Annotated in this window: 28 protein-coding genes; 24 read left to right on the forward strand and 4 right to left on the reverse strand. The window is 65.3% G+C overall.

Annotated elements, in window-relative coordinates; genetic code table 11:
- Positions 1–24 precede the first annotated feature (24 nt).
- Positions 25–387: an ArsR/SmtB family transcription factor gene (locus AMD30_RS13650; RefSeq protein WP_020173050.1), complete on the reverse strand. Its 363-nt coding sequence runs from the start codon at positions 385–387 to the stop codon at positions 25–27.
- 405 nt (positions 388–792) lie between these two features.
- On the opposite strand from AMD30_RS13650, the gene AMD30_RS13655 reads away from it, so the two are divergent.
- The gene (locus tag AMD30_RS13655; protein ID WP_055475975.1) at positions 793–1,719 is read left to right on the forward strand and encodes a DUF4192 family protein; all 927 of its coding nucleotides are present in this window, start codon (positions 793–795) and stop codon (positions 1,717–1,719) included.
- A 22-nt stretch (positions 1,720–1,741) separates the two neighbouring features.
- Here AMD30_RS13655 and AMD30_RS13660 read toward each other — a convergent pair whose 3' ends face one another.
- Positions 1,742–1,903: a hypothetical protein gene (locus AMD30_RS13660; protein ID WP_156354238.1), complete on the reverse strand. Its 162-nt coding sequence runs from the start codon at positions 1,901–1,903 to the stop codon at positions 1,742–1,744.
- Positions 1,904–2,237: 334 nt separating this feature from the next.
- On the opposite strand from AMD30_RS13660, the gene AMD30_RS25265 reads away from it, so the two are divergent.
- From AMD30_RS25265 to AMD30_RS13710, 11 genes are all read left to right on the forward strand, one after another.
- Complete coding sequence (locus tag AMD30_RS25265) at positions 2,238–2,390, forward strand: hypothetical protein (protein ID WP_197282780.1); 153 nt, start codon at positions 2,238–2,240, stop codon at positions 2,388–2,390.
- 34 nt (positions 2,391–2,424) lie between these two features.
- On the forward strand, positions 2,425–2,616 hold the full coding sequence (locus tag AMD30_RS25450; protein ID WP_231632718.1) for a hypothetical protein: 192 nt from the start codon (positions 2,425–2,427) through the stop codon (positions 2,614–2,616).
- A complete protein-coding gene (locus tag AMD30_RS25455; RefSeq protein ID WP_231632719.1) occupies positions 2,613–2,858 on the forward strand; it encodes a hypothetical protein in 246 nt (81 codons plus the stop codon). The genes AMD30_RS25450 and AMD30_RS25455 overlap by 4 nt, the downstream gene beginning before the upstream one ends.
- 53 nt (positions 2,859–2,911) lie before the next feature.
- Positions 2,912–3,406, forward strand: coding sequence for a hypothetical protein (locus tag AMD30_RS13675; RefSeq protein WP_055475978.1), 495 nt, complete (start codon positions 2,912–2,914; stop codon positions 3,404–3,406).
- Between the two features lie 43 nt (positions 3,407–3,449).
- A complete protein-coding gene (locus AMD30_RS13680) occupies positions 3,450–4,460 on the forward strand; it encodes a DUF3560 domain-containing protein (protein WP_055475979.1) in 1,011 nt (336 codons plus the stop codon).
- 506 nt (positions 4,461–4,966) lie between these two features.
- Positions 4,967–5,239, forward strand: coding sequence for a redoxin NrdH (locus AMD30_RS13685; RefSeq protein WP_055475980.1), 273 nt, complete (start codon positions 4,967–4,969; stop codon positions 5,237–5,239).
- Positions 5,240–5,387: 148 nt separating this feature from the next.
- Entirely contained in the window at positions 5,388–6,476 is a 1,089-nt protein-coding gene (locus tag AMD30_RS13690; RefSeq protein WP_197282784.1) for a tyrosine-type recombinase/integrase, read from the forward strand.
- Positions 6,473–6,799, forward strand: a complete 327-nt coding sequence (locus AMD30_RS13695) for a helix-turn-helix domain-containing protein (RefSeq protein WP_055475981.1) — start codon at positions 6,473–6,475, stop codon at positions 6,797–6,799. The genes AMD30_RS13690 and AMD30_RS13695 overlap by 4 nt, the downstream gene beginning before the upstream one ends.
- 701 nt (positions 6,800–7,500) lie before the next feature.
- The gene (locus tag AMD30_RS25020) at positions 7,501–8,667 is read left to right on the forward strand and encodes a hypothetical protein (protein ID WP_156354240.1); all 1,167 of its coding nucleotides are present in this window, start codon (positions 7,501–7,503) and stop codon (positions 8,665–8,667) included.
- 252 nt (positions 8,668–8,919) lie between these two features.
- A complete protein-coding gene (locus AMD30_RS13705; protein ID WP_156354242.1) occupies positions 8,920–10,398 on the forward strand; it encodes a SulP family inorganic anion transporter in 1,479 nt (492 codons plus the stop codon).
- 25 nt (positions 10,399–10,423) lie between these two features.
- Complete coding sequence (locus tag AMD30_RS13710; protein ID WP_055475983.1) at positions 10,424–10,837, forward strand: MerR family transcriptional regulator; 414 nt, start codon at positions 10,424–10,426, stop codon at positions 10,835–10,837.
- A gap of 251 nt (positions 10,838–11,088) precedes the next feature.
- On the opposite strand, the gene AMD30_RS13715 is transcribed toward AMD30_RS13710, so the two are convergent.
- Positions 11,089–11,355 (reverse strand): metal-sensitive transcriptional regulator, encoded by a 267-nt coding sequence (locus tag AMD30_RS13715; protein WP_055475984.1) that lies wholly within the window; start codon positions 11,353–11,355, stop codon positions 11,089–11,091.
- A gap of 162 nt (positions 11,356–11,517) precedes the next feature.
- Between AMD30_RS13715 and AMD30_RS13720 the strand changes: the two genes are divergently transcribed.
- The 10 genes from AMD30_RS13720 (at position 11,518) to AMD30_RS13760 (ending at position 19,354) form a co-directional block, all read left to right on the forward strand.
- Entirely contained in the window at positions 11,518–13,647 is a 2,130-nt protein-coding gene (locus AMD30_RS13720; RefSeq protein WP_055475985.1) for an MMPL family transporter, read from the forward strand.
- A 72-nt stretch (positions 13,648–13,719) separates the two neighbouring features.
- Positions 13,720–14,130: a DUF302 domain-containing protein gene (locus tag AMD30_RS13725; RefSeq protein ID WP_055475986.1), complete on the forward strand. Its 411-nt coding sequence runs from the start codon at positions 13,720–13,722 to the stop codon at positions 14,128–14,130.
- 40 nt (positions 14,131–14,170) lie between these two features.
- Positions 14,171–14,776 (forward strand): DsbA family protein, encoded by a 606-nt coding sequence (locus AMD30_RS13730; RefSeq protein ID WP_055475987.1) that lies wholly within the window; start codon positions 14,171–14,173, stop codon positions 14,774–14,776.
- A gap of 115 nt (positions 14,777–14,891) precedes the next feature.
- Positions 14,892–15,455 (forward strand): DUF2243 domain-containing protein, encoded by a 564-nt coding sequence (locus AMD30_RS13735; protein WP_055475988.1) that lies wholly within the window; start codon positions 14,892–14,894, stop codon positions 15,453–15,455.
- Positions 15,452–16,279 (forward strand): cytochrome c oxidase assembly protein, encoded by an 828-nt coding sequence (locus tag AMD30_RS13740; protein ID WP_055475989.1) that lies wholly within the window; start codon positions 15,452–15,454, stop codon positions 16,277–16,279. The genes AMD30_RS13735 and AMD30_RS13740 overlap by 4 nt, the downstream gene beginning before the upstream one ends.
- A gap of 769 nt (positions 16,280–17,048) precedes the next feature.
- Positions 17,049–17,216, forward strand: coding sequence for a hypothetical protein (locus AMD30_RS25270; RefSeq protein ID WP_164905325.1), 168 nt, complete (start codon positions 17,049–17,051; stop codon positions 17,214–17,216).
- A 28-nt stretch (positions 17,217–17,244) separates the two neighbouring features.
- A complete protein-coding gene (locus AMD30_RS13745) occupies positions 17,245–17,931 on the forward strand; it encodes a hypothetical protein (RefSeq protein ID WP_055475990.1) in 687 nt (228 codons plus the stop codon).
- 19 nt (positions 17,932–17,950) lie between these two features.
- Positions 17,951–18,145 carry a hypothetical protein gene (locus AMD30_RS13750; protein WP_055475991.1) on the forward strand — a complete coding sequence of 65 codons (195 nt, stop codon included), beginning with the start codon at positions 17,951–17,953 and terminating at the stop codon, positions 18,143–18,145.
- 98 nt (positions 18,146–18,243) lie between these two features.
- Positions 18,244–18,480 (forward strand): hypothetical protein, encoded by a 237-nt coding sequence (locus tag AMD30_RS13755; RefSeq protein ID WP_055475992.1) that lies wholly within the window; start codon positions 18,244–18,246, stop codon positions 18,478–18,480.
- An 82-nt stretch (positions 18,481–18,562) separates the two neighbouring features.
- A complete protein-coding gene (locus AMD30_RS13760; RefSeq protein ID WP_084817259.1) occupies positions 18,563–19,354 on the forward strand; it encodes a Fic/DOC family protein in 792 nt (263 codons plus the stop codon).
- 14 nt (positions 19,355–19,368) lie between these two features.
- On the opposite strand, the gene AMD30_RS13765 is transcribed toward AMD30_RS13760, so the two are convergent.
- On the reverse strand, positions 19,369–21,363 hold the full coding sequence (locus AMD30_RS13765; protein ID WP_084817260.1) for an SIR2 family NAD-dependent protein deacylase: 1,995 nt from the start codon (positions 21,361–21,363) through the stop codon (positions 19,369–19,371).
- Positions 21,364–22,015: 652 nt separating this feature from the next.
- Here AMD30_RS13765 and AMD30_RS13770 point away from each other — a divergent pair.
- Together AMD30_RS13770 and AMD30_RS13775 are read left to right on the forward strand one after the other, a co-directional pair.
- Positions 22,016–22,345: a helix-turn-helix domain-containing protein gene (locus AMD30_RS13770; protein WP_231632720.1), complete on the forward strand. Its 330-nt coding sequence runs from the start codon at positions 22,016–22,018 to the stop codon at positions 22,343–22,345.
- A gap of 292 nt (positions 22,346–22,637) precedes the next feature.
- Complete coding sequence (locus tag AMD30_RS13775) at positions 22,638–23,843, forward strand: amidase family protein (RefSeq protein ID WP_231632721.1); 1,206 nt, start codon at positions 22,638–22,640, stop codon at positions 23,841–23,843.
- Positions 23,844–24,009: the final 166 nt, after the last annotated feature.

The raw sequence follows: 24,009 nt of genomic DNA on the forward strand, positions 1-24,009 counted from the left end.
CCGCGACCGCGGTGTCGGTGGTGGTCACTGGTCGGCCTCGCACGAACGAGTTTCCCCCACAACCATGGCGAGATCGCCCAGCAGGACCGACAGTTGTTGCAGTGCTTCGGTGTTCACACGGTAGTACACCCAGGTCGCGCGGCGTTCGCTCGTCACCAGACCCGCCTGACGCAGCACCTTGAGATGATGCGAGATCGTCGGCTGCGACAGCTCGAACGGCCCGGAGATGTCGCACACGCACGCCTCACCTCCCGGATGCGCGGCGACCTCCGACAGCAACCGCAGCCGAACCGGATCCGCGAGCGCCTTCAGCAGCGGGGTAACCGCTCCGGTCTCGTCACCACTCAGGCCGCGGCCTGGCAAGAGAAGCAAGTTCTTATTCGACACCCGTCAATATTGACATACATCGATTCAACGGGACAAGGCCCTCCGATACCCGGGAGCGCACTTGCGTTCCCGCATTGAGATCCCCGACTGCGGGGTTGCGTCCGGTGTGGTTACGTCGAGCCTGACTGCTGGCAGTACGGCAGTACGGCACGAGACTGCCGGCTACGCCGACACCTGATCGGAAGCGGCTACGCCGCGCTGTGAAAAGCGTGGTCCCGGATCGCTTTGCACCTCCGAGCCTATGGCTTCCAGCCCCCGCCACCAAGGCGCGAGATTCTTTTCGCCGCAAGCGGTTCACAGGGCGCGAGCGCCCCGAAAACAATCACGCTTTCCTCCTTGGTGTCGGTGACCTCCAGCCAGAGTCCTCCGGTAGCAAAGCGATCCCGCACACTCAAAGGAGCGACCATGCACCGCACACTCACCACCGAAGCCCTCATCGCAGCGATCCCCGGCCTGCTCGGATTCGTCCCCGCCGAGTCGATCGTCGTCATCGGCGCCGAGCTGGCTGTCACCTGCCGCCACGACATTGCCGAGACCGCCGACGCTGCCGAAATCATCGCCGAAGCTCTGCGCACCAACAACATCCCCTCCGCCTCCGTCGTCGCGATCTCCGAAAACCTCGAGGTTGCAGACGCAGCGGCCGGCACGATGAGCGACACCCTCGTTCGCCACGGCATCGAGACCGACCACCGTATCCTCATCGCCCGCTGTGACCAGCCCGCCGTCTACCACGACCTGATCGCCGGGGAGTTCGGCGTCAGCGACGACTACCGCGACAGCTTCGCCAGCGCCGCCCGAGTGGCCGCAGGGGCACCCATCACCGCGACCCGCGACGCCGCGCGCGACACCCTGGCCACCACCGACCCCATCACCACCCACGGCGTCGAGCTGCAACCCGACCTTGCCGCCAAGGCCGTCGTCTCAGCCATGGTGCACTGGCCCACCGAGGTCCCGCGCGAATTGTCCGCCCAGGTCGCCGCCATGATCGGCAACCACCCGGTCTACCGAGACGCATTCCTGCGCACCGCCGCCTACAACCCGCGCTCCGCCGCCGCCGTATTCACCGAACTGTCCCGCCCGCTCCGAGGCCGCGACCGGGCGAACGTACTCACCCTCGCCGCCGCCTGCCACTACATCGGCGGAAACGGCGCAATGGCCGGAATCATCTTCGACCACATCGCCGAAACCGACGCCCTGCCGAACCTCGCGAAGCTGCTCAACCAGTCGCTACAGGCCGGGACGCACCCCCACCGCCTGGTCGGCATGATCCCCGCCGCCGAGACCGTCGACGAACTGTTCGGCGGACACTTCCCCACCCCCGACGACGTGTAGCGCGGTGGGTCGGAGGCTCAGGTCAGAGAATCTGAGCCTCCACCCCCGGCGGCATCGCCTCCCGCCACCACAGATCAGTGCGCGGCGCGTCAGGACCCGACACCGCCCGCCCCTCGGCGACCGCTGCCACCTCAGACACCAGCGGCACCCACAGATCAGCCAACGCGCGCTCCACAGAAGACATACCCACCACGGTAACGGCCACCACAGCGGAACGGCTACGCCGAACAGCCCTGTTGGCCGAGCTGCGCCCGGCGCACTAGATCGACCGGCCTGCCGGCCGGACTCGATACCTGTGCGCGGCTGCGCCGCACACGAACGGGGGTTTGTTGCCCCCTTCCATTCTCGTACCTCTGGTCGGCCCGGCGACAAGGGCCGCGAAAAACTAATCCGCCCTACGGGTTTGCAGGGCTGCGCCCCGGATGACTTTTTCGCTGTGAACACCCTTGCACCGACCTCCCGCCGGCAACGAGATGGCAGGTGTCACACAAACCACCCGGCCGCAGGAGGAACCCACGATGGCACGCCAGACCCGCAACGGCACCCAGCGCGACGTCTTTACCCGCGCCAGCCGCGCACACCAGAACCGCCACACCATCCGCGCCGCCAAGCGCCAGGCCAACCGCCAGGACCGCGCCGCCGCCAGCCGCGCCCTGCACACCCACCACTGATCAACCGATACCCCCAAACCCGAAGGAGCACAACATGACCACCAGCCGCGCCGCACTGAGCACCATCCCCGCAACCCTCAACGACGGCACCATTGCCCACGTCGTTGGCCGCGTCGACGCCTCCCCGGGCACCCCGACCCCGGCACCCCGGTCGAACCGCTCACCACCGGCACCGGCGAGCCGGTCACCGACCACGACGGCCCGCTGTTCGCGCTCGTGTCGGTGACGTGGGCAACCGAGCTGACCACCATCAACGCCGACACCGGCACCTCGCGCACTGAGTACGTGCCCGGCCTGCTCGGCAACCCATCCGGTACCAGCTGGTACCTCTCTCCCGTCACCCCAGGCCAGCACGGTTTCACCCTCACCGGCCGCCACGCCGCCGGACACCGCACCGCGACCCTGCCCGCCCTGGACGGCATCGACGCTCCCCGACAGGTGAAAGTCCACGACCACCTGCTGCGGTGAGCGCCCGCAGCTCCACAACCCGCCACACCCACCACCCGGGAAGGACCCGACCCATGACCGCCACCCTCACCACACCCGACACCTACAGCCCCGCCGTCGTGCCCGCCGACTACGCCGCCACCCGAGCCGGCTTCCTCTGGACCGCCGCGAACCTCGCCGCCGACACCCGCCGCCGCACCGGTCACCGCATGCTCCTCGACGTCGACCTACTCGCCTGGACCCTCGACACCCTCACCGAGCACTACCCGCGCCGGGAACGCACCCTCACCAGGACCTACCCCGAGGTGTGCGCCGCAGCACGACGCGCCGCCGCCACCAGCAACCGCCACCTCACCCCGGCGCTACACGGGCCCGCCGGCGCCTGGATGAGCTGGCAGCAGGCCGTCATCGCCCACGCCCGCGCCGACCACCACCACCCCGGCCCCCAGCTGTGGGAGATCTTCGCCCGCGCCGCCACCGCCGCCAGCCAACCCGGCGACCTCACCGAGGGACTGACCCCAGGCCGCTGGCCCGACATCGACCGACACCGCCCCAACCACGCCCACTAACCCACCCCTCACCCCTCCACCACACCGGCCGGGAAGGCACATCATGACCACGATCGACATCACCCACACCGCCGCCGACGGCACCCTCGCCGACGGCATGATCCGAGGCGATGGCACCTACGAAATACTGCGCGCGAACGGGTTTCGCTGGTTCCGCTCCCTGGGCATGATGGGGATCCAGTCCAGCCGAGACCGCCAACCCAACGAGTACAAGATCAACCGCGCCGCCCGCGCCCTCACCGAAGCCGGCCACACCGTCACCGTCGAGATCGACCGCACCCACCGCGACCCCGCCCAGGCCGAAACCGACCGCGCCAACCGCCAAGCCGACCGGGTCGCCGCACTCGAGAACAAAGCCGCCCGCCGCGCCGCCGACGCCGAGGCCGCATGGACCGCCGAACAACGGGCAACGGCCGCACTCCCCCCGGGCGGCGAGCCGATCAAGGTCGGACACCACAGCGAAGGCCGGCACCGCCGCGCGATCGACCGCGCCCACAACGCCCTCACCGAAGCCGTAGCCGCCGACCGAGAAGCCGACCACGCCGCCCAGCGCGCCGAATCCGCCGCCCGCACCACCGCACTACGCAACAGCCCGGTCACCGTCGCCAACCGGATCCAGAAACTCGAAACCGAGCAGCGCGCCGATCAACGCGCCCTCGATGGGCACACCCGAACCCTGTTCACCGACGCCCGAGGGATGAAGCACACCGAGGAAACCACGGCCGCAACCGGCGAGTACCGCGAACGCCTCATCGCCCGCATGGCCGAACGCGCCGCGAACATCACCTACTGGCAGGGCATCCGCGACGCCCAGATCGCCGACGGCACCGCCGGCGACTACAGCCCCGACACCATCACCGCCGGTGACCTGGTCAAGGTCCGTCACCAAGGATGGACGCCCGTGCTGCGCACTAACAAAAAGACCGTCAGCGTCGAAACGCCAGCACCGTTCGGCGGCCGCATGATCCGCCACACCGTGCCCTACCCCGAGATTCAGGGCCACCGCCCCCAGAGCGAGACCACCGACACCGCCGAAGACGCCGCCACGGCCTGACGAGCCAGCCCGGACCCACCCCGCGCAGGCGGGGCGAGTCCGGTGCTTCGGGCATCGAACCCGAAGCACCGCAGGGCGCTACGCGCCCACCGCCCACCAGTGCGCCCCGCAACCAGCCATCCGCGAGTCACGTCCGAAAACCTCACAGCATCAGCCATTTCCGGCGGGGGCCCGTCGCTCGTTCCACTCACCTTCCGGGGCTTTGCCTGGCCTGCCGAATTGTCATGGCGCCCAACCGGACCGCGTCAAATCCATTTCGGTAACAACTCGCCACGCGCTCTGCCTCGCTCCCGCTCGGCGCCGCTTATATCGCGGCGACTTCTTCCCTGCACTCCATTGACACCCCCCGGCCGGGCGTATGGGCGGCAGATATCAGGAAAAGCACCACCACCAGACACCCTGAAAACAGACTGTGAACAGCGTAAATCGTTGTGCAGCAACGTAATACGCGGTACAATAGACGCACAGACCAGCACTCGCGACGACACCAGAGAAGGGCCGACATCATGAACGAGAACACCACGATCACCGTCTACACCAAGCCCGCGTGCGTGCAGTGCAACGCCACCTACAAAGCCCTCGACAAGCAGGGCCTGACCTACCAGGTGGTCGACATCAGCACCGACGACACCGCGCGTGACTACGTGATGAGCCTGGGCTACCTGCAAGCCCCCGTCGTGGTCGCCGGCGACGACCACTGGTCAGGATTCCGTCCCGACCGCATCAAAGCACTCGCCCAACAGGATTTATTGTCATCGGATGCATCATTGGCGGGGTGACGGGATTGGCCTTCTAGCTGGCTTTCCCGCCGGATGTTAACGAATGTGTCCGTGAATGTGCCGGTAGAGCCGCCTACCTTGTGTGCATCAATGATGCATCTGATACAACGGTGGTGTGACGGGTGAAGATGTAGCCGGTGCGCGAAAGGTGCTGGCATCAAATGTTGTAGAGCTTGATCCTGAACGGTCGGTGTTCGAGGCGATGGTGCAGGGTTGGGCTCAGCAACAGCGGGCACGGTTCTTGCGCGAGGCGACGATCAGGCCGCGGGTCCGGTTGGTCCAGCGCTTTGCTGAGTATACCGGGTTGTATCCGTGGCAGTGGACTCCTGAGGAGGGCGAGGCGTGGGTCAGTGACTTGCGTTCGGGGGCTACTCCTCTGCGGTTTTCGACGGTCCGCGGCTACGAGGTCGAGATCGGTCTGTTCTGCTCCTATCTGATCGACCCTCGGTACGGATGGATCTCTGAGTGCACCAGCCGGTTTGGTCGGGCGCCGTTGCAGGTCTTCCATGAAGACAACTCCATCATTCACGTGGGTGAGTACGAGGGCGATGAGGGCCGGCGGCCGATGACCTACGACGAGACCCAGGCGTTGTTTGATGCTGCTGACGGTCGGGTGGCTCAGATCCGGGCCCGCCGCCGCAAGGGTGCGCTACCCGCGCTGCGGGACGCGGTTGCGCTGAAGTACTGCTACGCCTACGGAATGCGTCGCAATGAGGTTTCGCGGTCCGATGTTGTTGATCTGCGCCGAAACTCCAAGTTCCCCGCGTTCGGGCGGTTCGGTGCGGTGACCGTGCGGTCCGGCAAGGCCTCCCGTGGTGGGCCACCGAAGCGGCGAACTGTGCTCACGGTCCCGGAGATGAGCTGGATCGTCGAGATCCTGGATCACTACCTCACCGAGATCCGTTGCGAGTTCGACCACAACAAGCACCCGGCTCTGTTTCTGACCGAGCGCGGCAGCCGCCTGGGCGTACGCGCCATCAATGCCGCATTTGCTGCTGCCCGCGATGCCGCCGGCCTCGATCCCGCGCTGGACTTGCATTCGCTACGCCACTCTTATGTCACCCATCTCGTCGAGTTCGACTACCCCGAACGGTTCATCCAAGAGCAGGTCGGGCATGCATTCTCCTCGACCACCGCGGTGTACGTCGGAGTCAGCAACGAATACCGCAACGGCCTGCTCATGCAATCGATCCATGCCCGCTATGGGCACCACTTCGACGACAGGACCACTCCATGAAACAGATCGACTACCTCTGGCACTTGCGTACCAAGATGGCTGAGCAGGGGATGTTTTCCACGACCGACCTGCAACCACACCTGGCCGACCGCGGCATCACGTTGTCACGCGAACAGGTGTACCGGCTGGTGACCGGTCAGCCGCAGCGACTGAGCATGCACACCCTGGTAGCCCTGTGCGACATCCTCGACTGCACCCCTAACGATCTGATTGAACCCCGCATCATCGACGCCGCAGTGAAGAAGACTGCCGGTCGTGATGCAGGTGTCACCCCTATCGCGGCGCGTCGCACCACGATCCGGCGTCCCCATACCGAATCATGAGCGTCGCTGTACCTCCGAAATACCCATGCTCTGACTGCGGGCGGATAGCCGCCCGGGTCAAACGGACTCCCGAGGGCGGGCTGTGCCGCCGCTGCTACAACGCCCGCCGCCACGAGAAGTGCAGCAGCTGCGGCAAACAGAAGCTGCCGTCCACGCGGACCGCCGCGGGTGAGCCGTTGTGTGTGCATTGTTCACGGCCCAAACGGCGCTGTGCCGGATGCGGCCGCGCCGACCACATCAAAGCCACCAATGAGGTAGGTGAGCTGTGCCAACGCTGCTACACCGCCCCCTCGCGCCGGTGCGGACAGTGTGGGACCCCCGCACCGATCGCGATCCGGGCCCGCGCTGGCACCGTGGATCTGTGCCATCGCTGCGCGAGCACCCCGGCGAAGGTATGTGGAATCTGCGCGCAGTCGCGCCCAGTCCACACTCAGTGGCCGCTGGGCCCGGTCTGCCAGCGGTGCTACCGGACAACCCTGTACCACCCAGGGCGGTGCGCGCAATGCAGTGACGATCGTGCGCTGATCGGGAGAAATGCTGCCGGGCAGCCGATATGTGGCCCGTGCGCTGGGTCGGAGGTCGGCTACGTGTGTAGCGTCTGCGGTCATGCGGGACCGCACCATTTTGCCCAGACGTGTCACCGATGTTCGATCATCCGGCTCACCCGTGAACTGCTGACCGGTCCCCACGGATCGGTACCAGTGGGCCTTGAGCCGCTGCCCAACTATCTAGCGGATCGGGGCCAACCGCACTCGACGCTGCGGTGGCTGAGCAAACCCACCACCTCGGCACTGCTCACCCGTCTGGCGTTGATCGACGAACCCTTGAGCCACCGGACACTGGACCAGTGCCCTCCGTCGTGGGGACGGCACCACCTGCGTGAGTTGCTCGTCGATGCCCGACTCCTGCCGGTGCGCGATGAACCACTAGAACGGCTCGAGACGTGGATAACCGAAACCGCTGCTGCTCTGCCGCCCCATCAGAGCTCTCTGATCGGGCCCTATGGACACTGGGCCATCTTGCGCCGTGCCCGCCGCAGATCCCGTCGCCGACGATTTACCCACGCTGCCGCCGACAACGCGCGTAGCCGGATCCGCACCGCCGTCCTGCTGCTAGTACACCTCGATGAATCTGGTTGTACAATAGACGATCTCACGCAGCCGATGCTGGACGCCTGGACCGGCGGCCGGCACCAGCGCACCAACAACATTGCCGGTTTCATCGGTTGGCTCACCTACCGCGGGCTGGCTAACAACCTGTCGGTCAGCCGTTATATCAACCCGCCTCCGTCGCAGACCGGCGACGAAAACGATCACCAGCGAGCGATCGCGGCCCTACTGTCGGGGGACACGTCGGCTGATCTGTCCATTCGCGTGGCTGGGTTGCTTGTCCTGCTCTACGGCGCGCGATTATCCCAGCTACAGAATCTGACCACCTCGTCGCTGACGAGCCGAAAGGCCCGCCGCTACATCACCGTGGCGCGCCACCCTGTGGAACTGCCCGATCGCCTCGCCGACCTCATCGATCAGCTCGCCGAGACGGTGTCAGCCAACCCGAACGCCCTCACCAGAGACGGCCGCGGCCATTACCTCTTTCCCGGAAGCCGGGCGCACCATCCGCTGCATCTAGCCACTCTGAGCCGAAAGCTCACCGCCGCAGACGTTCCCAGCCGCATTAGCCGCAACCATGCCATGCTCGTCCTGGGCGCTGATCTACCGGCCGCCGTCATCGCCACCCAACTGGGGCTGAGCGCCACCACCACCACCGGTTGGGCCGCACTCGCCGGGCGCGACTACACCGCCTACCTCCACAGCCACGACACGGACCGCAGACCACATGTTCGCGAGCACGGGCGCCTAGAAACCTGAGCCAGGCACCAGGGCGCTCGATCACACTAGAACAGGCCGGTTGCAACTCTACCCTCCGGTAAGGGTAGAGTCATGAATCGAAGTCGGGCAGTGCGCACTGAGCGCTTGTCGCCAGAAGCGCATTCGGCTTTCTGACAGTCCTTTGCACGCAACGACGCGTGTGCCCAAGACATCTATCGCCGCCATTGCATACCGCGCGGCGTGAGAACGGAGCCGGTGGTGGTCTCTCTACCCACGTCCTTATCGAAGTCTGTGGCCGACGAGCACTCGGTGCTCGCCGCGCTGCGCTCGCCCCGCCGTCTGCGCACCGAGGTACTCGCCGGCCTCGTGGTGGCCTTGGCCTTGATCCCCGAAGCCATCTCGTTTTCTATCATCGCCGGGGTAGATCCACGGGTCGGCCTCTTTGCGTCCTTCACCATGGCCGTCACGATCGCCATCGTCGGCGGGCGCCGCGCCATGATCTCCGCAGCCACCGGCGCGGTCGCTCTGGTCGTCGCCCCGCTGGTCGAGAGCCACGGCCTGGATTACCTGATCGCTGCGGTGATTCTCGCCGGCATCTTCCAACTCCTCCTGGGCGGCCTGGGAGTCGCGCGACTGATGCGATTCATCCCCCGCAGCGTCATGGTCGGCTTCGTCAACGCCCTGGCCATCTTGATTTTCATCTCCCAGCTCACGCACCTCATCGACGTGCCCTGGCTGGTGTACCCGCTGGTCGCCATCGGTATCGCCATCATGGTGCTGCTCCCCAAACTCTCCACCATCGTCCCGGCCCCGCTCGTGGCGATCGTGCTATTGACGGCCGCCACACTGACGTTCGGGTTCACCGTGCCCAATGTGGGCGACGAGGGCGACCTGCCCTCGAGCCTGCCCACCTTCCTGATCCCGGATGTCCCGATGACCCTGGACACCCTGACCATCATCGCCCCGTACGCCTTCACCATGGCGATCGTCGGACTCCTCGAATCACTGATGACCGCCAAGTTCGTCGACGACATCACCGACACCCACTCCAACAAAACCCGCGAAGCCACCGGACAAGGGGTGGCCAACGTCGTCACCGGCTTCTTCGGCGGCCTAGGCGGCTGCGCCATGATCGGCCAGACCATGATCAACGTCAAGGTCTCCGGCGCACGCACCCGCATCTCCACGTTCCTCTCCGGCGTGTTCCTGCTGATTCTTGTTGTCGGACTGGGCGATATCGTCGCCAAGATCCCCATGGCCGCTCTGGTGGCCGTCATGATCATGGTGGCGGTCGGCACCATGGACTGGCACAGCATCACCCCACGCACGTTGCGGCACATGCCCAAGAGCGAGACCACGGTCATGGCCCTGACCGTCCTGGTCACCGTCCTTACCCACAACCTGGCCTACGGTGTGGCCGTCGGCGTCATCGCGGCTATGGTCCTGTTCGCCCGCCGCGTCGCACACCTGACCACCGTCACCGACATCGCCCACCCCGACGATCACACCCGCGTCTACGCCGTAGAAGGGGAGTTGTTCTTCGCCTCCAGCAACGACCTGGTCTACCAGTTCGACTACGCCGGCGACCCGGACAACATCGTCATCGACATGAGCCGCTCGCACATCTGGGATGCCTCGACCGTCGCCTCCCTCGACGCGATCACCACCAAGTACGCCGCCAAAGGCAAGACGGTCACCATCACTGGTATGAACGACAACAGCGCGCAGCGACACCAGCAGCTGAGCGGACAACTCACCGGCTCGCACTAGCGGTATCGGGAAAGGGCAGCACCACGTGAGCACCGACATCGACGATGGCCACCTGCAGATCGGGGAGGTCGCCACACGAACCGAGTTGTCGGTCAAAACCATTCGCCACTACGACGAAGTCGGTTTGGTGACCCCCTCAGCACGTTCGGCCGGGGGGTTTCGCCTCTACACCACCAGTGACATCGAGCGGCTCCTGGCGATCCGCCGGATGAAACCCCTAGGCTTCACCCTCGAGGAGATGCGCGAACTCCTTCAAGCGCTCGAGACCATCGCGGAACCCACCTCCACCAAGACGCAACAGACCGCCGCGGCGACCTATCTGGCGGACTGCCACACACGGGCCGAACAGGCATGCGCCAAACTCACCAAACAACTGGCCTACGCGCGCGAACTCACCACCCAGCTCGCCGAGTACGCACCGCCAGCACCGAAGAATTGATAAGAGACCGTCGTCCAGCAGATGGTCAGAGCCATCGGTCAGGGCCGCACTAACGGCATTGCCCGCTGTACTGGGTTTCTGCTCGCACCATTTCGTCTCTTAGGGCCGGTTTCGCGGACACTGGTAGAACGGCAAGGTGTCTCTCCGCTGCACCCCCCACATCGTGCGTAGCTTCTGATGGGCTAATTGTTCTACGTGCCGTCTTCTGGACCAAAGAGACACCCGGAACACCAGTCAAGGCGACAGCGAAGTTATGCCAGCGCCAAGAACAATTTTTCCAGTTCGGCCTCGGTGAGCGGGGCCTGCCCCTCGTCGGCGCCGTTGATGCACTGGCGCATTCCCGAGGCGACAATTTTGAACCCGGCACGATCGAGCGCTCGAGACACGGCGGCGAGCTGGGTCACGACATCTTTGCAGTCGCGGCCAGCCTCGATCATCGTGATCACGCCAGCTAATTGGCCTTGCGCCCGGCGCAGCCTGTTGAGCACCGCAGTCATCGCTTCTTCATCTCCGGCCACTGGATGCGCCCCTTCCTGTTTGAATCAATCTACCCGAGGGTACCCCCTGGGGTATCAAGCCACGAACGCTACACGGTTGACATAAATACCCTAGGGGGTATCGTCTCGAGACATAGATCGATACCCATGGGGGTATACCACAGTGAAAGGAGCGCTACTGCGATGACCGACACCAGATCGACCACGACCACTGTCGGAGTTCTGGGCCGCTGGGGTGCGTCGATGGCCGGCCGGTCGCGCGTGGTCTTCGGGGTCTGGCTGCTGGTGCTGATCGGTTTGGGGGCCATCGCGCCGTCGGTGTTTTCCTCGTTAGCCGGGGCCGGGTGGCAGGCGAATGGCTCGGAGTCGGTGCAGGTCCGTGAGCTGGCGCAGCAGCACTTCGGCGGGAACTCGTCGGCGGCGGTGCAGGTCGTCATCCATTCAGACCGCGACACCGTCGACGGCCCGGCGATGCAGGAAACGATTGCGGCCGCGGCGGCGGTGTTCGACGGTGACTCCCGGTTCGGTGAGGTGCTGGCCCCACAGCCGGGGATGACGATCAGCCCGGATCAGCACACAGCCATCCTGATCGCGGGTGCGAATGCGAACACCGACGACATGGTCCGGGCGGTCGACGATGTCAAGGGACAGCTCACCGGACTCTCGGGTGATGATGTGCAGGTGTATCCGACGGGTGCGTCGGCGCTGTGGAGCGATTTCAACAAGGCCAACCACGACGCGATGATCAAGGCTGAACTGTTCTCCTGGCCGGTCACCCTGGCCATCATGGTGCTGGCATTCGGTTCGCTGGTGGCCGCCGGGTTGCCCCTGTTGCTGACCATCGCAGGGTTGGTGGCCTCAGCCGGTGGCCTGGTCCTTCTCAATCAGGTCACTCCGATATCGGTGTGGGCGATGAATTTTGCGATGATGTTCGCCCTCGCCCTGGGGATCGACTACGCGCTGTTCATCGTCTCCCGTTTTCGTGACGCCCTGAACAACCACAGCACCAGGTCGGGTGCGGTCGCTGAGACCATGGACACCGCAGGCAAAGCGGTGGTTCTGTCCGGGATCACGGTGTTGGTGAGTTTGTCGGCGGTCTTGTTGGTGCCGGCACCTGCGGTGCGGACGATGGCGGTGGGCATCATGCTTGCGGTGACGTTCGTCCTGGCGGCCACGTTGACATTGCTTCCGGCCACCCTGGGCGCTCTGGGCCCGAAGGTCAACGCGGCATCGCTCCCGTATGCCAAACGCCAGCAGCATCGTTCGCCGCTGTTCGAACGGTGGGGAAAGGCCCTGCACGACCATCCGTGGCCGTTTGCGGTCGGCTCGCTGATCGTGCTGGTAGCGCTGGCCCTTCCAGTGATCGGACTCAAGGTAGCCATGCCCTCGATCTCGGTGGTGCCCGAAGATGCGCCGGTGCGGCAGGGCTATGAACTGGTCCAGCAGCAGATGGGTGAAGGTGCTCCCGGCATGCTGCAGATCATCGCGCCTGCTGCCCAGGCGCAACAGGCGGCCACCACAGCTGCGCAAACTCCCGGCATCAACATGGTCACCCCGCCGCAACCGGCCGGCGACGGCACCGATTATGTGATGGTGCAAGCACTGCCGTCGGTGGACCCCTCCGATGCCCGCATGGCCACCGTCGTTGATGACCTGCGTACCGCCTTGCCCGCAGATGTTCTGGTCGGCGGCGCTCCGACGGAGAACCTCGATCTGCAACAGGCCCTCAACGACTACTTCCCGCTGATCGTCGGCATCATCTTGGTCCTGGGGTTCGTGCTGCTGTTGCTTGCACTGCAAGCACCGCTGATAGCGGTGATCGGCACCCTGGTGAGCCTGTTGTCGACAGCAGCAGCATTCGGGGTGGCAAAGCTGATCTTCCAGGACGGCCACCTGTCGGGGGTCCTGGGATTTACCCCGCAAGGTTTCCTCGACGGCTGGGGGCCGGTGTTCTTCTTCGCCATGATCTTCGCCATCGCGATGGACTACACCGTCTTCCTGCTGGCCACCGCCAAAGAACACTACGAACGCACCGGTGACCCCGACCGCGCGCAGATCGACGGCATGGCCCATTCGGGACGAATTATCTTCGCCGCCGCAGCGGTGATGGTCGCAGTGTTCTTCACCTTCGCCCTTGCTGACCCGTTGCCACCCAAAGAGATGGGGATCATCCTGGGTGTGGCGGTGCTGCTGGATGCGGTTCTGATCCGATTGATGCTGCTACCGGCGTTGCTGCGCCTGACCGGCCGGGCCGCATGGTGGTCCCCGGCGTGGCTGCGCCGAGTTCTGCCCTCCATCAAGTTCTCGCACTGACCGACGATCGACCAGGCACCATAGACAATGGCTGCCCGCGAAGTACACCACCACTGAAAAGGAAAACTCGTTATGGCTCTCGCTATTTCGACCGTTCTGAATCTTCCCTTCGACCAAGCTGTCTCATCAGTTCGAGATGCTCTGGCCGACCAGGGATTTGGTGTCCTCACCGAAATCAACGTCACCGACACCCTCAAAGCGAAACTCGACGAAGACATGGAAAACTACCTGATCCTCGGCGCGTGCAATCCAGCGTTGGCCCACCGCGCACTCGGGGTGGATCGCCAGATCGGGTTGCTGCTGCCCTGCAACGTCGTCGTGCGCACCGACCCCGAAGATCCCTCGAACTCGATCGTCGAAGCGATGAACCCCAACCTCATGGTCGAGGTTTCCGGGGAGCCCGAGCTCACCCCGATCGCCGACGATGCCACCGTCAAACTCACCGCCGCAATCGCCTCACTCGAAGCCGCGGCCTCCAAGTAGCCAGCAAATAGCCCATCTTGTCCCATCCCTAGGAGGATCTATGACCGCCGTTCGGTTCTACTTCGACCCTGCCTGCCCTTTCGCGTGGGCTGCCTCCCGGTGGCTTGTCGGCGCCACCGCACACCGCGATGTCGACATCGAGTGGCGCCAAATGAGTTTGGCCGTGCTCAACGAAGGAACAGATGTCCCCGAGCCGCAGCGTCACCACATGGATGTCTCCCGCAAACTGGGACGCGTCCTGGCCTCCGCGCATGATCACGTCGGCGACGCAGCGTTGGGACCGCTCTACACAGCATTAGGTCAGCGCGTGCACCACCAGGATGAACCGGTGACCACCGTGATGGTTGCCGCCGCTCTCACCGACAGCGGCCTGGACCCGAGCATGGCGACCAGCATCGACGACCCCACCTACGACAGTTCTGTACGCGTGGCACACCAGGAGAGCCAAGACAACCTCGGCGACACAGGCGGCAGCCCGATCATCTGCATCGACGGACACTGCTTTCTAGGACCGGTACTGACCGCCATCCCCGCACCAGCCGAGGGCGACAAACTGTTCGACGCCCTGGTCACCGTGGCAGCCACCGACGCCTTCGCCCAACTTCAACGCCCGCACAGCGGACCACCGACCTTTCCTGCCCACTGAGCCACCCCAGCCGGATCAGCGCACGCACCGGTGGGCCCGCGCGGCCACCAGGGTTACCACACCGCGGGGCGGGGTAGGCGCTGTGTAAGTACCGACCAATGTGGGGGTTGATCTCATGAACACTCGTCTGAACAGGCAGGGCACGCACGACACAGCCCGATCGCTGGCAGTGCCGGGCATCGTGCTCGGGGTAGGTCTCGGCGGATTCGTCGACGGCATCTTGCTCCATCAGATCCTGCAGTGGCACCACATGCTGACCAGCACCAACGACGACCGCATCGGCGTGGACTACTACCCCAACAACACCGTCCACGGCCTCGAGATCAACACCCTGTGGGACGGGCTCTTTCACACCTTCACCTGGCTCGCCGTGCTCATCGGACTGGCGCTTTTGTACTCACGGGTCACCACGCACCGTCGCCGCCTCTGGACCTCGAGGGCCCTATGGGGATGGGTACTCGTCGGGTGGGGCCTGTTCAACCTGGTCGAAGGCATCATCGACCACCACATCCTCGGGATCCACCACGTGCGCAGCGGTGAACACCAAGCACTCTGGGACATCGGCTTCCTCATCTTCGGAGCGCTCCTCGTGCTCGGCGGGTGGGCGCTGCAACGCACAGCCCGCCCCTTGACCCCCGCCCTCAACGACCCAGACACCTCCACCGCACCACCACGATGACGACAGCGCACGGCGACTCCGCGGCGCACAGCGTGCCCCTGGAGACGATCATCGGATGGGTGCTCCTGGCCGGCGTCGCCGCCGCCTACCTGATAGCGGCCTACCTACGAGGACGCGAACCCGCAGGATGGAACCACTGGCGCACGACCAGCTTCGTCGCCGGTATCGCAGTGCTCGGCGCAGCACTGCAACCCTCCGACTCGCCGACCTTCAGCGATCACATGCTCGGGCACCTGCTCATCGGGATGTTCGCACCGCTGGCCATGATGCTCGGGGCACCGCTGACCCTCACCTTGCGCTCAACACCCCCGCACGTAGGGCGATCGCTGGTACACCTCATGCGCTCGAGACCAGCACGTCTGCTCACCTGGGCACCTCTTCTCCTCCTGGCGAACCTGGGAGGACTAGCGGCGCTGTACTTCACTCCGCTGTTCGCGCTCTCCGAGCGCCACGAGATCCTTCATACGGCAATCCACCTGCACTTCTTCGTTGCCGGATACCTGTTCGCGTGGATGATCGCCGGACCAGACCCCGGCCCGGACAGACCGACAGTGCGTGCCCGGCTCGTCATCCTCGGTATCGCCATCGCCGGCCACGCCGCCATAGCCCAACTTCTCTACGCCGGGCTGTTTGTTCACGTCGACGCCCCATCCGGCGAACTCCGGGCCGGCGGAACCCTCATGTACTACTGGGGCGACATCGCCGAAATACTCCTCGCACTGGCCCTGCTCCTGACATGGAAACCCGACTACCGGGCCACACGCTCATCACGACTCCCAACCACCAGTGCCCACACGGCCGCCGCCCGATCAACGACCCGGTAATACAGAAGATCTGGGCGCGCTGAATCGCCGCGCCACGAGGCCACGCCACGTCGACAACCGGCCACGCCCGAGAAACCGAACAATCGAGCCCAGCGACCACACCTGGGCCTTTCACAGCAAGCGGTCACCTGGAGACCGCTGCCGTCGCGCGGACTGGTCTGTCCACCCGCAACGAACCCGCCGATCGGATCCAAGCGATTATTGAAGGGACCTGCCCGTTTCGTTTCGTTTCGTTTCGAGCATTGACGACGCCGATTGCTCTGCTACCGCCTGTGCCGGCAAAGTACCTACATCCACGTGATCAGTTGTTCGGCAAATGATTTGCCCGCTGCCTTCGCACACCCGCGACATCGGTACGCAATCCCGCCGGGGCGTCACACGCAACCGACAGTTTGGGCAGTCGTTCCTGATGGGCCGATTGTTCTACGTGCCACCCGCAGGGCCAAGAGACGACCGTCACGAGGCCCCACGCGCTGCGCTTATTTCGCGGCACCTCGTGACGTCTGCTTCTTGGCCCTGCGGCCCGCACGCACATGCGGCCAGGTATCGGGAAATGACTCACTTTGAACCCCCCCCGGTTAGTGGCACCAATCCCCACGGGCAATATCGTTACAAGACAACGTAATTAGGAAATTGATACGTGAAAATGGTTGCATCCCAATATAATAACTACTAGAATGAAGTAAGGAGGTGGCGGGATAATGCACACAGGAATATCGACACTCCACCAGCCTCTACGGCCGCGTGACTGGGAAAGGGGCCGAGACTCATGCCTTCCATTGACTACGCGCAGCGTGCCGTGGCCTATTGGGCCAAGTCTGAACGGGCCTACGCCGAAGGTGACCCCCGCTACGGCGCCGACCTCGCCGAACTGGCCGCCCAATGCGAACAGTGGGCGTACGAAGACCTCACCGGCGTCCGCAGCGACGTCGCCTAAACCACCGACACGCACGAGGAGACAGCAGGTGATCGTCATGGCCGACAAACCCGAGGTCACACCCTGCGATGTGCCGCAGCCGCCGGCCACCGCGATCGAACCGCTGCCCGAACTGGAAACCGTCACCGCCGCAGACGACCTCACCCTCACCGGCACCATCGGGGACGACACCGCCGAGGTCGACAACACCCTCGCCCTGGAGCTGGACATGCTCACCGCACTGTTGTGGGCACCACCGACCCGAGCCCGCCACGTCGTCGAAGCGTTGATCGGGTCGCGCGCCGACCGCGACGCCGGCACCACCACCACGGTGCTTCCCGCCGGCAGTGTGATGTTCCTCAGTGCTGTGCACCAGGACGTGTTCGACACCGTCGTTGCGTTGCTCGACGAAGGTAGCCCCGCCACACCGGTGCTGGTCAATGCGCGGTTTGCCGATCGAGGACTGACTACCCGCACTCGCAGCGTCATGCTCGAGATCGCTTCCCCGCGGCACGGCCGCCCCGTCGCCGACAGCGCCGACCTACCCCACCTCGCCGCTGCCCTCATCGACGGCTGGTACCGCCGCGGCTACCGAGCCTTGCTGGCCCGCATGACCCACGTGACCGCCGAACGCCCCACCGCCGAACTCGCGGGCCACTGGACGGCCCTCACCGGACACCAGCAGGCCGCCGAAACCCGGTGGCTCGCCATCCGCGACACCCTCGCCCGCATCTGAACGGAAAGACCACGCCGTGATGACTGACGACGACCCCGACGCCCAGGACCGCGAAATCGGCGACCTCGCCGCCGACATGCGCGAGCACGGCCGCAGCTGGGCCGACATCGCCCACGACCTCGCCCTACCCGAGGCCACCGTCAAACGCGCCGCCGACCAAGCCCACCAGCGTGCCGCCGAACTCGCCGCCCGCGACCAAATCGCGCTGTTCTGATCACGCACCCCGAGGTCGGGAGAAGCGTCTCCACCGTGGGAGAGCCGATGATCGGTAAACTGAGTACGACGAGACATCCAGGAAAGGCAGGTGCGGCGATGATCGAGTCACGATGGATCACCCGCTGGCCGGAGTTGTTCGCCGGTCTCACCGACACCCAGGTCCGTGGTGTCGTGCAGGCAATCGACAACAACGTCCTTGAGGGGTGGGACCCGCAACGCGCCGACGTGGACCTGCTCACTCGGTCGGCGCGCGGCGAACTGACCGACGCCGAAGTGATCGCCGAAGCCGTCGCCATGGCGACAGGCTCACGAGCGGCACACGCCCTCGGCTGACCGCGCACAAACTGTGGAGTTGTTCACGACGGCACCGCCTCGTCGAGGTGGTGCCGTCGGCGTGTCTGGAAGGTGAGGTTGAGTGACCGCACAGGAGGACTGGGACGCCACGTTCATCCCTGGCACCACCGTGTTGGCCAACAAACTCGGCATCACCGATCCCGACGCGCTCGCCGCGGCCGAATACACGATCACTGCGCACCGCGAAGCGATGATCGTTGACGGGCAGATCCCGATCGCCCGCACCTACGACGCCGAGCATTTGCACGCCATCCACGCCGCGTTGTTCTCCCCGATCTATGAGTGGGCCGGCGTTCCGCGCACCTATCCGTTGAGCAAAGACGGCCTGCCGTTTGCTGAGCCGAACCAGATCGGCCGGTACCTCGACCACGCCCGCGACCACATCGCCGCCGTCGACTGGACCGACCTGGACCACGGTGGGTTCGCCGTCGAGGCCGCCACCGTCTACGCCTCGATCAACATGAGCCACCCCTACCGAGAAGGCAACGGCCGCGCGGCCAAGGTGTTCATGTCCCAACTCGCCGCCGATGCCGGCTACCGACTCGACTACGGCCGCGTCACACCGCAACAGTGGGTCAACGCCGCCATGCTCTCCCACCCCGACCGCGGCGCGTTCGAGCCCGTACCCGACACCATGGTCCCGGTGTTCGCGAGGATCGCCGAACCACTCACACCACCCCAAGCCGCCGCGGCCGAGCGTGAGACCGATGCGCAGCGCGCGGCCCGGATCGCTGGCCGCGGCATGTCTCGGCAGTCCCCGGCTGCGGGCGCTACCCCAACGACCTACCGCCGCCCGCCGTTCGGCGTTCCGAGCAGCCATGGCCGACGGCCCGGCGCTGGGTACGAACACTGATGCGTCACCTCGGTTTATAGGTGCATTGCGTCTGGCCTTGATCGGTCAATCCAAATTCTGCGCGGCAGCACAGTCGCTATGCCCGGCCAGACAATCTGTGTGTTCACCACTTGATTCGCGCAAAGGCCGAAGTACTTCTGCGCACCCGCGAGCGCGATCGTCAACGCCTGAGGTTTTCTATTCCCTGGGACGTCGATGCCGAGCGATTGCAGAGGGACGAGCCGGTCGGGGTTGTCGTTAAGTCGCTGCGCTACAGGAGAGACCCAACGGTCGCCTTCTGCGTTGCTCTCGTCAACCACTTCGATGTGCGGATAGCGATCGGAAGTGTCGCCCGCGAGCCGTGCGATGGCCGCCCGTTCCCGGTCTAGTTCCATGTGTGCTGCTGCCTTATCGTCGCTAGCTGGTTGGTCCGAGAGGTGTTCCCATTGCACCTCTGCCGTGCGCAGCGAAGCGATGTGGTCGTCAGTCAGGTGGGTGAGGATTTGCCCGGTAGCGCGAAGCGTTTCGAACTCCTGCCACAGGACGTCGAACCGGGTTTCGCTCACTGCGAGTGCTTCGCTCAGCAGTGTCGCGAACCGTTCCCGTGCGGCGTCGACAAATGCTGGCTCAAGCCTGGCGTGAACGGAGTTCCATCCGAGAGTCACGCAAGCCGGCACCCGCCGCCGATGCGTCGCGGTCGCGGTCGTCGGGAGCGCGAAGAGTTCGGCGAGGAGGGCGTAGCGTTTGGCTGCGGTCGCGGCGATGCCCGCTGCGTAGAACAACCGCACACCAGCGAGAAGGGGCGTGTCTAGGAGATCGTTGAAGCCGCCGCGGTCGATGCTGCGTGACCATTGTTCAACTGCGGGGAGCCACCACCCGTCGGTGGTTTCGTTCCCCCAATAGGTCAGCGTCGCGATTGCGGCCGCTGACACTCGGCAGCGTTCATCGACCTGTTCCACGATGGTCTGGTAGGTGCCTAGGATCAGCTCGGAATGGTAGTTGCTGATGTCCAGTGCCGGGGTGGTGTCGAGGGTCGCCAGTTCGGTCGTGAGGGTGTCGTGGGCGGTGATGGCCGGGTGCTGGTTGGTGAGGTCGCGTTTGATGCGATCGACGGCGACGGTCGGCGTGAGCGGATGACGAGCTTCGCGTCGGCGCATGGCGATCACCGCGTCAGACAGGCGTACGAATGCGCCGTCGGCGGTGTCATGCAACACGCGAGCACCGAGGAGCCGCGCGAGTTCGTCAGCCTTGGGGCCGAGTCGGCCGGGGTTGATCCACCCGGGTGTGTAGAAGCGGCGGTGCGCGCGACCCAGGATCGCCCGCAGTGCATGGTCGTGCTCCGCCGACCACCCCGCGATCAACAGCCCGTGCGAAGAGGCGATTTGAGCGAGCAGCTGTTGCATGTGCGGCTGGTAGCCGCTGAGTTCGGTGCCGGTGTTGAGCATCGAGGCGGGGTCGCGGTAGTCGCCGTGCAAATGCACAACAAGGTGATCGATGGTGTGCAGTGGCGCCAGCCCGGCGGCATCGCTGTCGGTGCGCACGATCACGGGGTCGATGTGCCGTTCGCTCAACGCGTCCTCGAAGAGGTGGTCGAAGTTCATCGTGACGACCACGCGGAGAGTTCCGGCCACCATCATGTCGGCGATCGCGTGGTGTGCCGCTGACGGTGCGTGGCGCTGCGCAGCGCCATCGGGGCCACTGTGTGGTTCGAAGAATCGCCGCAGCACCGCCTCTCGTTCGTGGGGAGTGTCGGCGACTTGTTCGAGGATGCCGCTGTAGGTGAGTGGTTTGTTGTAGGTCTCGACGTACCAGTCTTCGACGTTGGTGGGCGTCAGCAACTCGGCCCGGTCGGGGTCGTCTGGTCGGCAAAGTTGTTGTGCGAGATCGACAACGATGTCCCACGCGGTGGGGAGCTTCGCTCCCATCGACACACCGGCGCCGGCCAGTACCGCGTAGGCACCGGGTGTGGAGTACATCGAGAACGCTAGCGGCAGATACAGATCGTCAGTCGAGGTAGTCGGCGCAACCATGCATGCACCTTACGGACCGCCCCGACACCTTCCCGGTGCCGGGCGCGCTGCGCAACCAGGCCCCTAGGCCACCGCTGTCCCCAGCCGACGTTTCGCCACCAGCCGGCGAACGGTGGGCCGCCGTCTCCGCGGCGGAGAACGACCACGCTGCGCGTGGACTCGGTAGCCCCGCGCGCACGCGCGCTCGCACTTAAAAGCACCCGTGTCGCGGGAGCAAGCTATCGTTTAGGTGCCCTAAACCTTGCTCACCGTCCCTGTCGTCGGTACGGTGAGGGGCACAGACTCGGGTCTGTGCGGTAGTCCCCACTGGTGGGGTCGCTGCGCTGGGCTGACCGGCCAGGCCGGGAACGATGCAGGAGAAGGGAACGCGAGATGGCAGAGCCAGACAACGCTCATCGCGCGTTCGGCCGGCGTCGGCGCCGCAACCACCCGGGCGGGCGGGATGCACGCATCGTGGTGCGAGTCAACGCTGTTGAGGACCAGGAGCTGCGCAACCGAGGCCACGCTGGAGGCGATCTCCGGCGCTGCCTGGCGGCTGGCTCGCACGGCACCGGCACTACTGCCCGAACTAAATGTGCCCACGGTGGCCCTGATCCGCTCGCTGCTTCTGAATGCAGCAGCGACGGGAGGTTCCCCCTCAGAGAGCAATCTCGTGGCTGTGATCGAGAAGTACATCGATGACAACATCCGCGACTCGTCCATGTCGCCGGCCACGATCGCAGCGGCGCACCACATCTCGGTGCGGCAGTTGTACAAGATCTGGCCCGCCGACAACACGACGGTCTCGTCCTACATCACCCGTCGGCGTGTTGAGTCTGCCTGCGCCGCTTTGGTGTCCGAGCCCAACCTCTCGATAGCCGCTCTCGCTCACCGGCACGGCTTCGTCGACCCCACCCACTTCGCACGCCGGTTCCGCGAGGCGTACGGCACGACACCCAGTCGTTTCCGCGCGGACAACCGCCGGGCCCAGCTCCCCCGCTAGCGAACCGGTTGTCGAGGTCTTCCCCCGGGGCACTCAGCTCGCTGCGGCCGATCGGGTCGCGGGTGATCGTCGCCCCGCCGCCCGAACCTCTCGGTGCTCCGGTCGCCGACAGCCCTTAGATGGCCTAACATTCCTACGACTCGAGGGTACACAGCGCACGCCTGCATCATTGCGGGCGACGCCCCTCACATGACAACGCCGTTGGGACAAGGGGATCGAACTGATGCAGGATTTGACGAGGCGAGGGTTCCTCGGATTTGCCGGCGCTTCCGTGGCGGGAGCGGTGGGTCTCGTGACGGCCCAGACCGGCTCTGCGTCACCGCTTCCGGGAACCCGCTCGCCCCGCGTCGACCCGACCGTGTGGCGTGAATACGGCGAACCATTGGTACGCCCGACCGGCGTCGGGATCCTGCAGGGCAAGTCCGTTGCGGTGAAGGATCTCTACACGATCAAGGGACACCGGGTCGGTGCGGGCAACGAGCAATGGTTGCGAGAATCACAGCCCTCGAGGACGACGGCGCGCTCGGTGGCAGCGCTACTGGCGGCGGGTGCGTCTGTCGCAGGCATCAGTCGCACAGACGAGTACGCATACAGTTTGGCCGGTACCAACGGCCACTACGGAACTCCGCCCAATCCGAAAGCGTCGAACCGCATTCCGGGCGGCTCCTCGTCGGGTTCGGCGAGTGCGGTCGCGCTCGGCCAGGCGACCATCGGGTTGGGCACCGACACCGGCGGATCGATCCGAATCCCGTCGTCGTACCAGGGTCTGTATGGAATCCGCACGACCCACGGTGCGGTGTCCCGTGACGGTCTCCTGCCCCTCGCGCCATCGTTCGACACCGTGGGGTGGATGACCCGTTCGCGGGCCGACCTGGTCGCGACCACGAGCGTGCTCATGCCAGGACTCCCCTCACGCGTCGACTTCCCGATCACCTACTCCGACGACATCATCGACCTCGCGAGTCCCGACGTGGCCGCCGCCGTGCGAGCCGGGATCAAGCGGTTGGGCAGCCAGATGCCGCTGCGCGCGATCCGGTTCGATACGGCTGTGCTGCCTCTGTGGGTCAAGGCATTTCAGACCCGGCAAGGGTGGGAGGCATGGCGGGCTCACGGTGAATGGGTGTCGCGGCACTGGGATTCGCTCAACCCCGACGTCCGATCGAGGTTCGAGACTGCCTCGAAGGTCACCGCATCCGACCTGGCCGCAGCCGACCGGACACTTTCCACAGCGCGCAACCGGATCAACAGCGCGCTCGGTGAGACGATCCTGCTGCTGCCGTCTGCGTCGTCGACCGCTCCCACCCGCGCGAGTGCCGCGCTTGGCGGCTCGGTCATCGAGGACACTCGAGCACGCACGTTCCAGCTCACATGCCTTGCCGGAATCACCGGTCGTCCCGCGGTGAGCAATCCACTCCCTGTTGGTGGACCACCGGTGGGTCTCTGCGCGGTCGGACCCCGTGGCTCCGACCTCGCTTTGGCGACACTCCCGGTCGTCTGAGAACGGGCGACGCGATCCGACGCCGCCCCGCTGCAGCTTGAATGATGTTCATCAGAACGTTCGGGTAAATGTCGGTGGCGAATCCGCCATCCTTTACCCCGCCGACAGGATGACGAGCGGATCGAGGAGGGCGGATTCTGTAGGGGTCCGAGGAGGCCCCGCAATC

This window comes from Gordonia sp. HS-NH1, assembly GCF_001418765.1.
Classification (GTDB): domain Bacteria; phylum Actinomycetota; class Actinomycetes; order Mycobacteriales; family Mycobacteriaceae; genus Gordonia.

What these genes read in the sequence shown, in the direction of transcription:
- AMD30_RS13675 (WP_055475978.1), top strand. Translation starts at nt 2,912, where the DNA reads ATGACCGCCACCCTCACCACACCCGACACCTACAGCCCCGCCGTCGTG.
- AMD30_RS25270 (WP_164905325.1), top strand. Translation starts at nt 17,049, where the DNA reads ATGCCTTCCATTGACTACGCGCAGCGTGCCGTGGCCTATTGGGCCAAG.
- AMD30_RS13755 (WP_055475992.1), top strand. Translation starts at nt 18,244, where the DNA reads ATGATCGAGTCACGATGGATCACCCGCTGGCCGGAGTTGTTCGCCGGT.
- AMD30_RS13660 (WP_156354238.1), bottom strand. Translation starts at nt 1,903, where the DNA reads ATGTCTTCTGTGGAGCGCGCGTTGGCTGATCTGTGGGTGCCGCTGGTG.
- AMD30_RS13680 (WP_055475979.1), top strand. Translation starts at nt 3,450, where the DNA reads ATGACCACGATCGACATCACCCACACCGCCGCCGACGGCACCCTCGCC.
- AMD30_RS13730 (WP_055475987.1), top strand. Translation starts at nt 14,171, where the DNA reads ATGACCGCCGTTCGGTTCTACTTCGACCCTGCCTGCCCTTTCGCGTGG.
- AMD30_RS13655 (WP_055475975.1), top strand. Translation starts at nt 793, where the DNA reads ATGCACCGCACACTCACCACCGAAGCCCTCATCGCAGCGATCCCCGGC.
- AMD30_RS13735 (WP_055475988.1), top strand. Translation starts at nt 14,892, where the DNA reads ATGAACACTCGTCTGAACAGGCAGGGCACGCACGACACAGCCCGATCG.
- AMD30_RS13685 (WP_055475980.1), top strand. Translation starts at nt 4,967, where the DNA reads ATGAACGAGAACACCACGATCACCGTCTACACCAAGCCCGCGTGCGTG.
- AMD30_RS13725 (WP_055475986.1), top strand. Translation starts at nt 13,720, where the DNA reads ATGGCTCTCGCTATTTCGACCGTTCTGAATCTTCCCTTCGACCAAGCT.
- AMD30_RS13740 (WP_055475989.1), top strand. Translation starts at nt 15,452, where the DNA reads ATGACGACAGCGCACGGCGACTCCGCGGCGCACAGCGTGCCCCTGGAG.
- AMD30_RS13720 (WP_055475985.1), top strand. Translation starts at nt 11,518, where the DNA reads ATGACCGACACCAGATCGACCACGACCACTGTCGGAGTTCTGGGCCGC.
- AMD30_RS25265 (WP_197282780.1), top strand. Translation starts at nt 2,238, where the DNA reads ATGGCACGCCAGACCCGCAACGGCACCCAGCGCGACGTCTTTACCCGC.
- AMD30_RS13695 (WP_055475981.1), top strand. Translation starts at nt 6,473, where the DNA reads ATGAAACAGATCGACTACCTCTGGCACTTGCGTACCAAGATGGCTGAG.
- AMD30_RS13765 (WP_084817260.1), bottom strand. Translation starts at nt 21,363, where the DNA reads ATGGTTGCGCCGACTACCTCGACTGACGATCTGTATCTGCCGCTAGCG.
- AMD30_RS25450 (WP_231632718.1), top strand. Translation starts at nt 2,425, where the DNA reads ATGACCACCAGCCGCGCCGCACTGAGCACCATCCCCGCAACCCTCAAC.
- AMD30_RS13750 (WP_055475991.1), top strand. Translation starts at nt 17,951, where the DNA reads ATGACTGACGACGACCCCGACGCCCAGGACCGCGAAATCGGCGACCTC.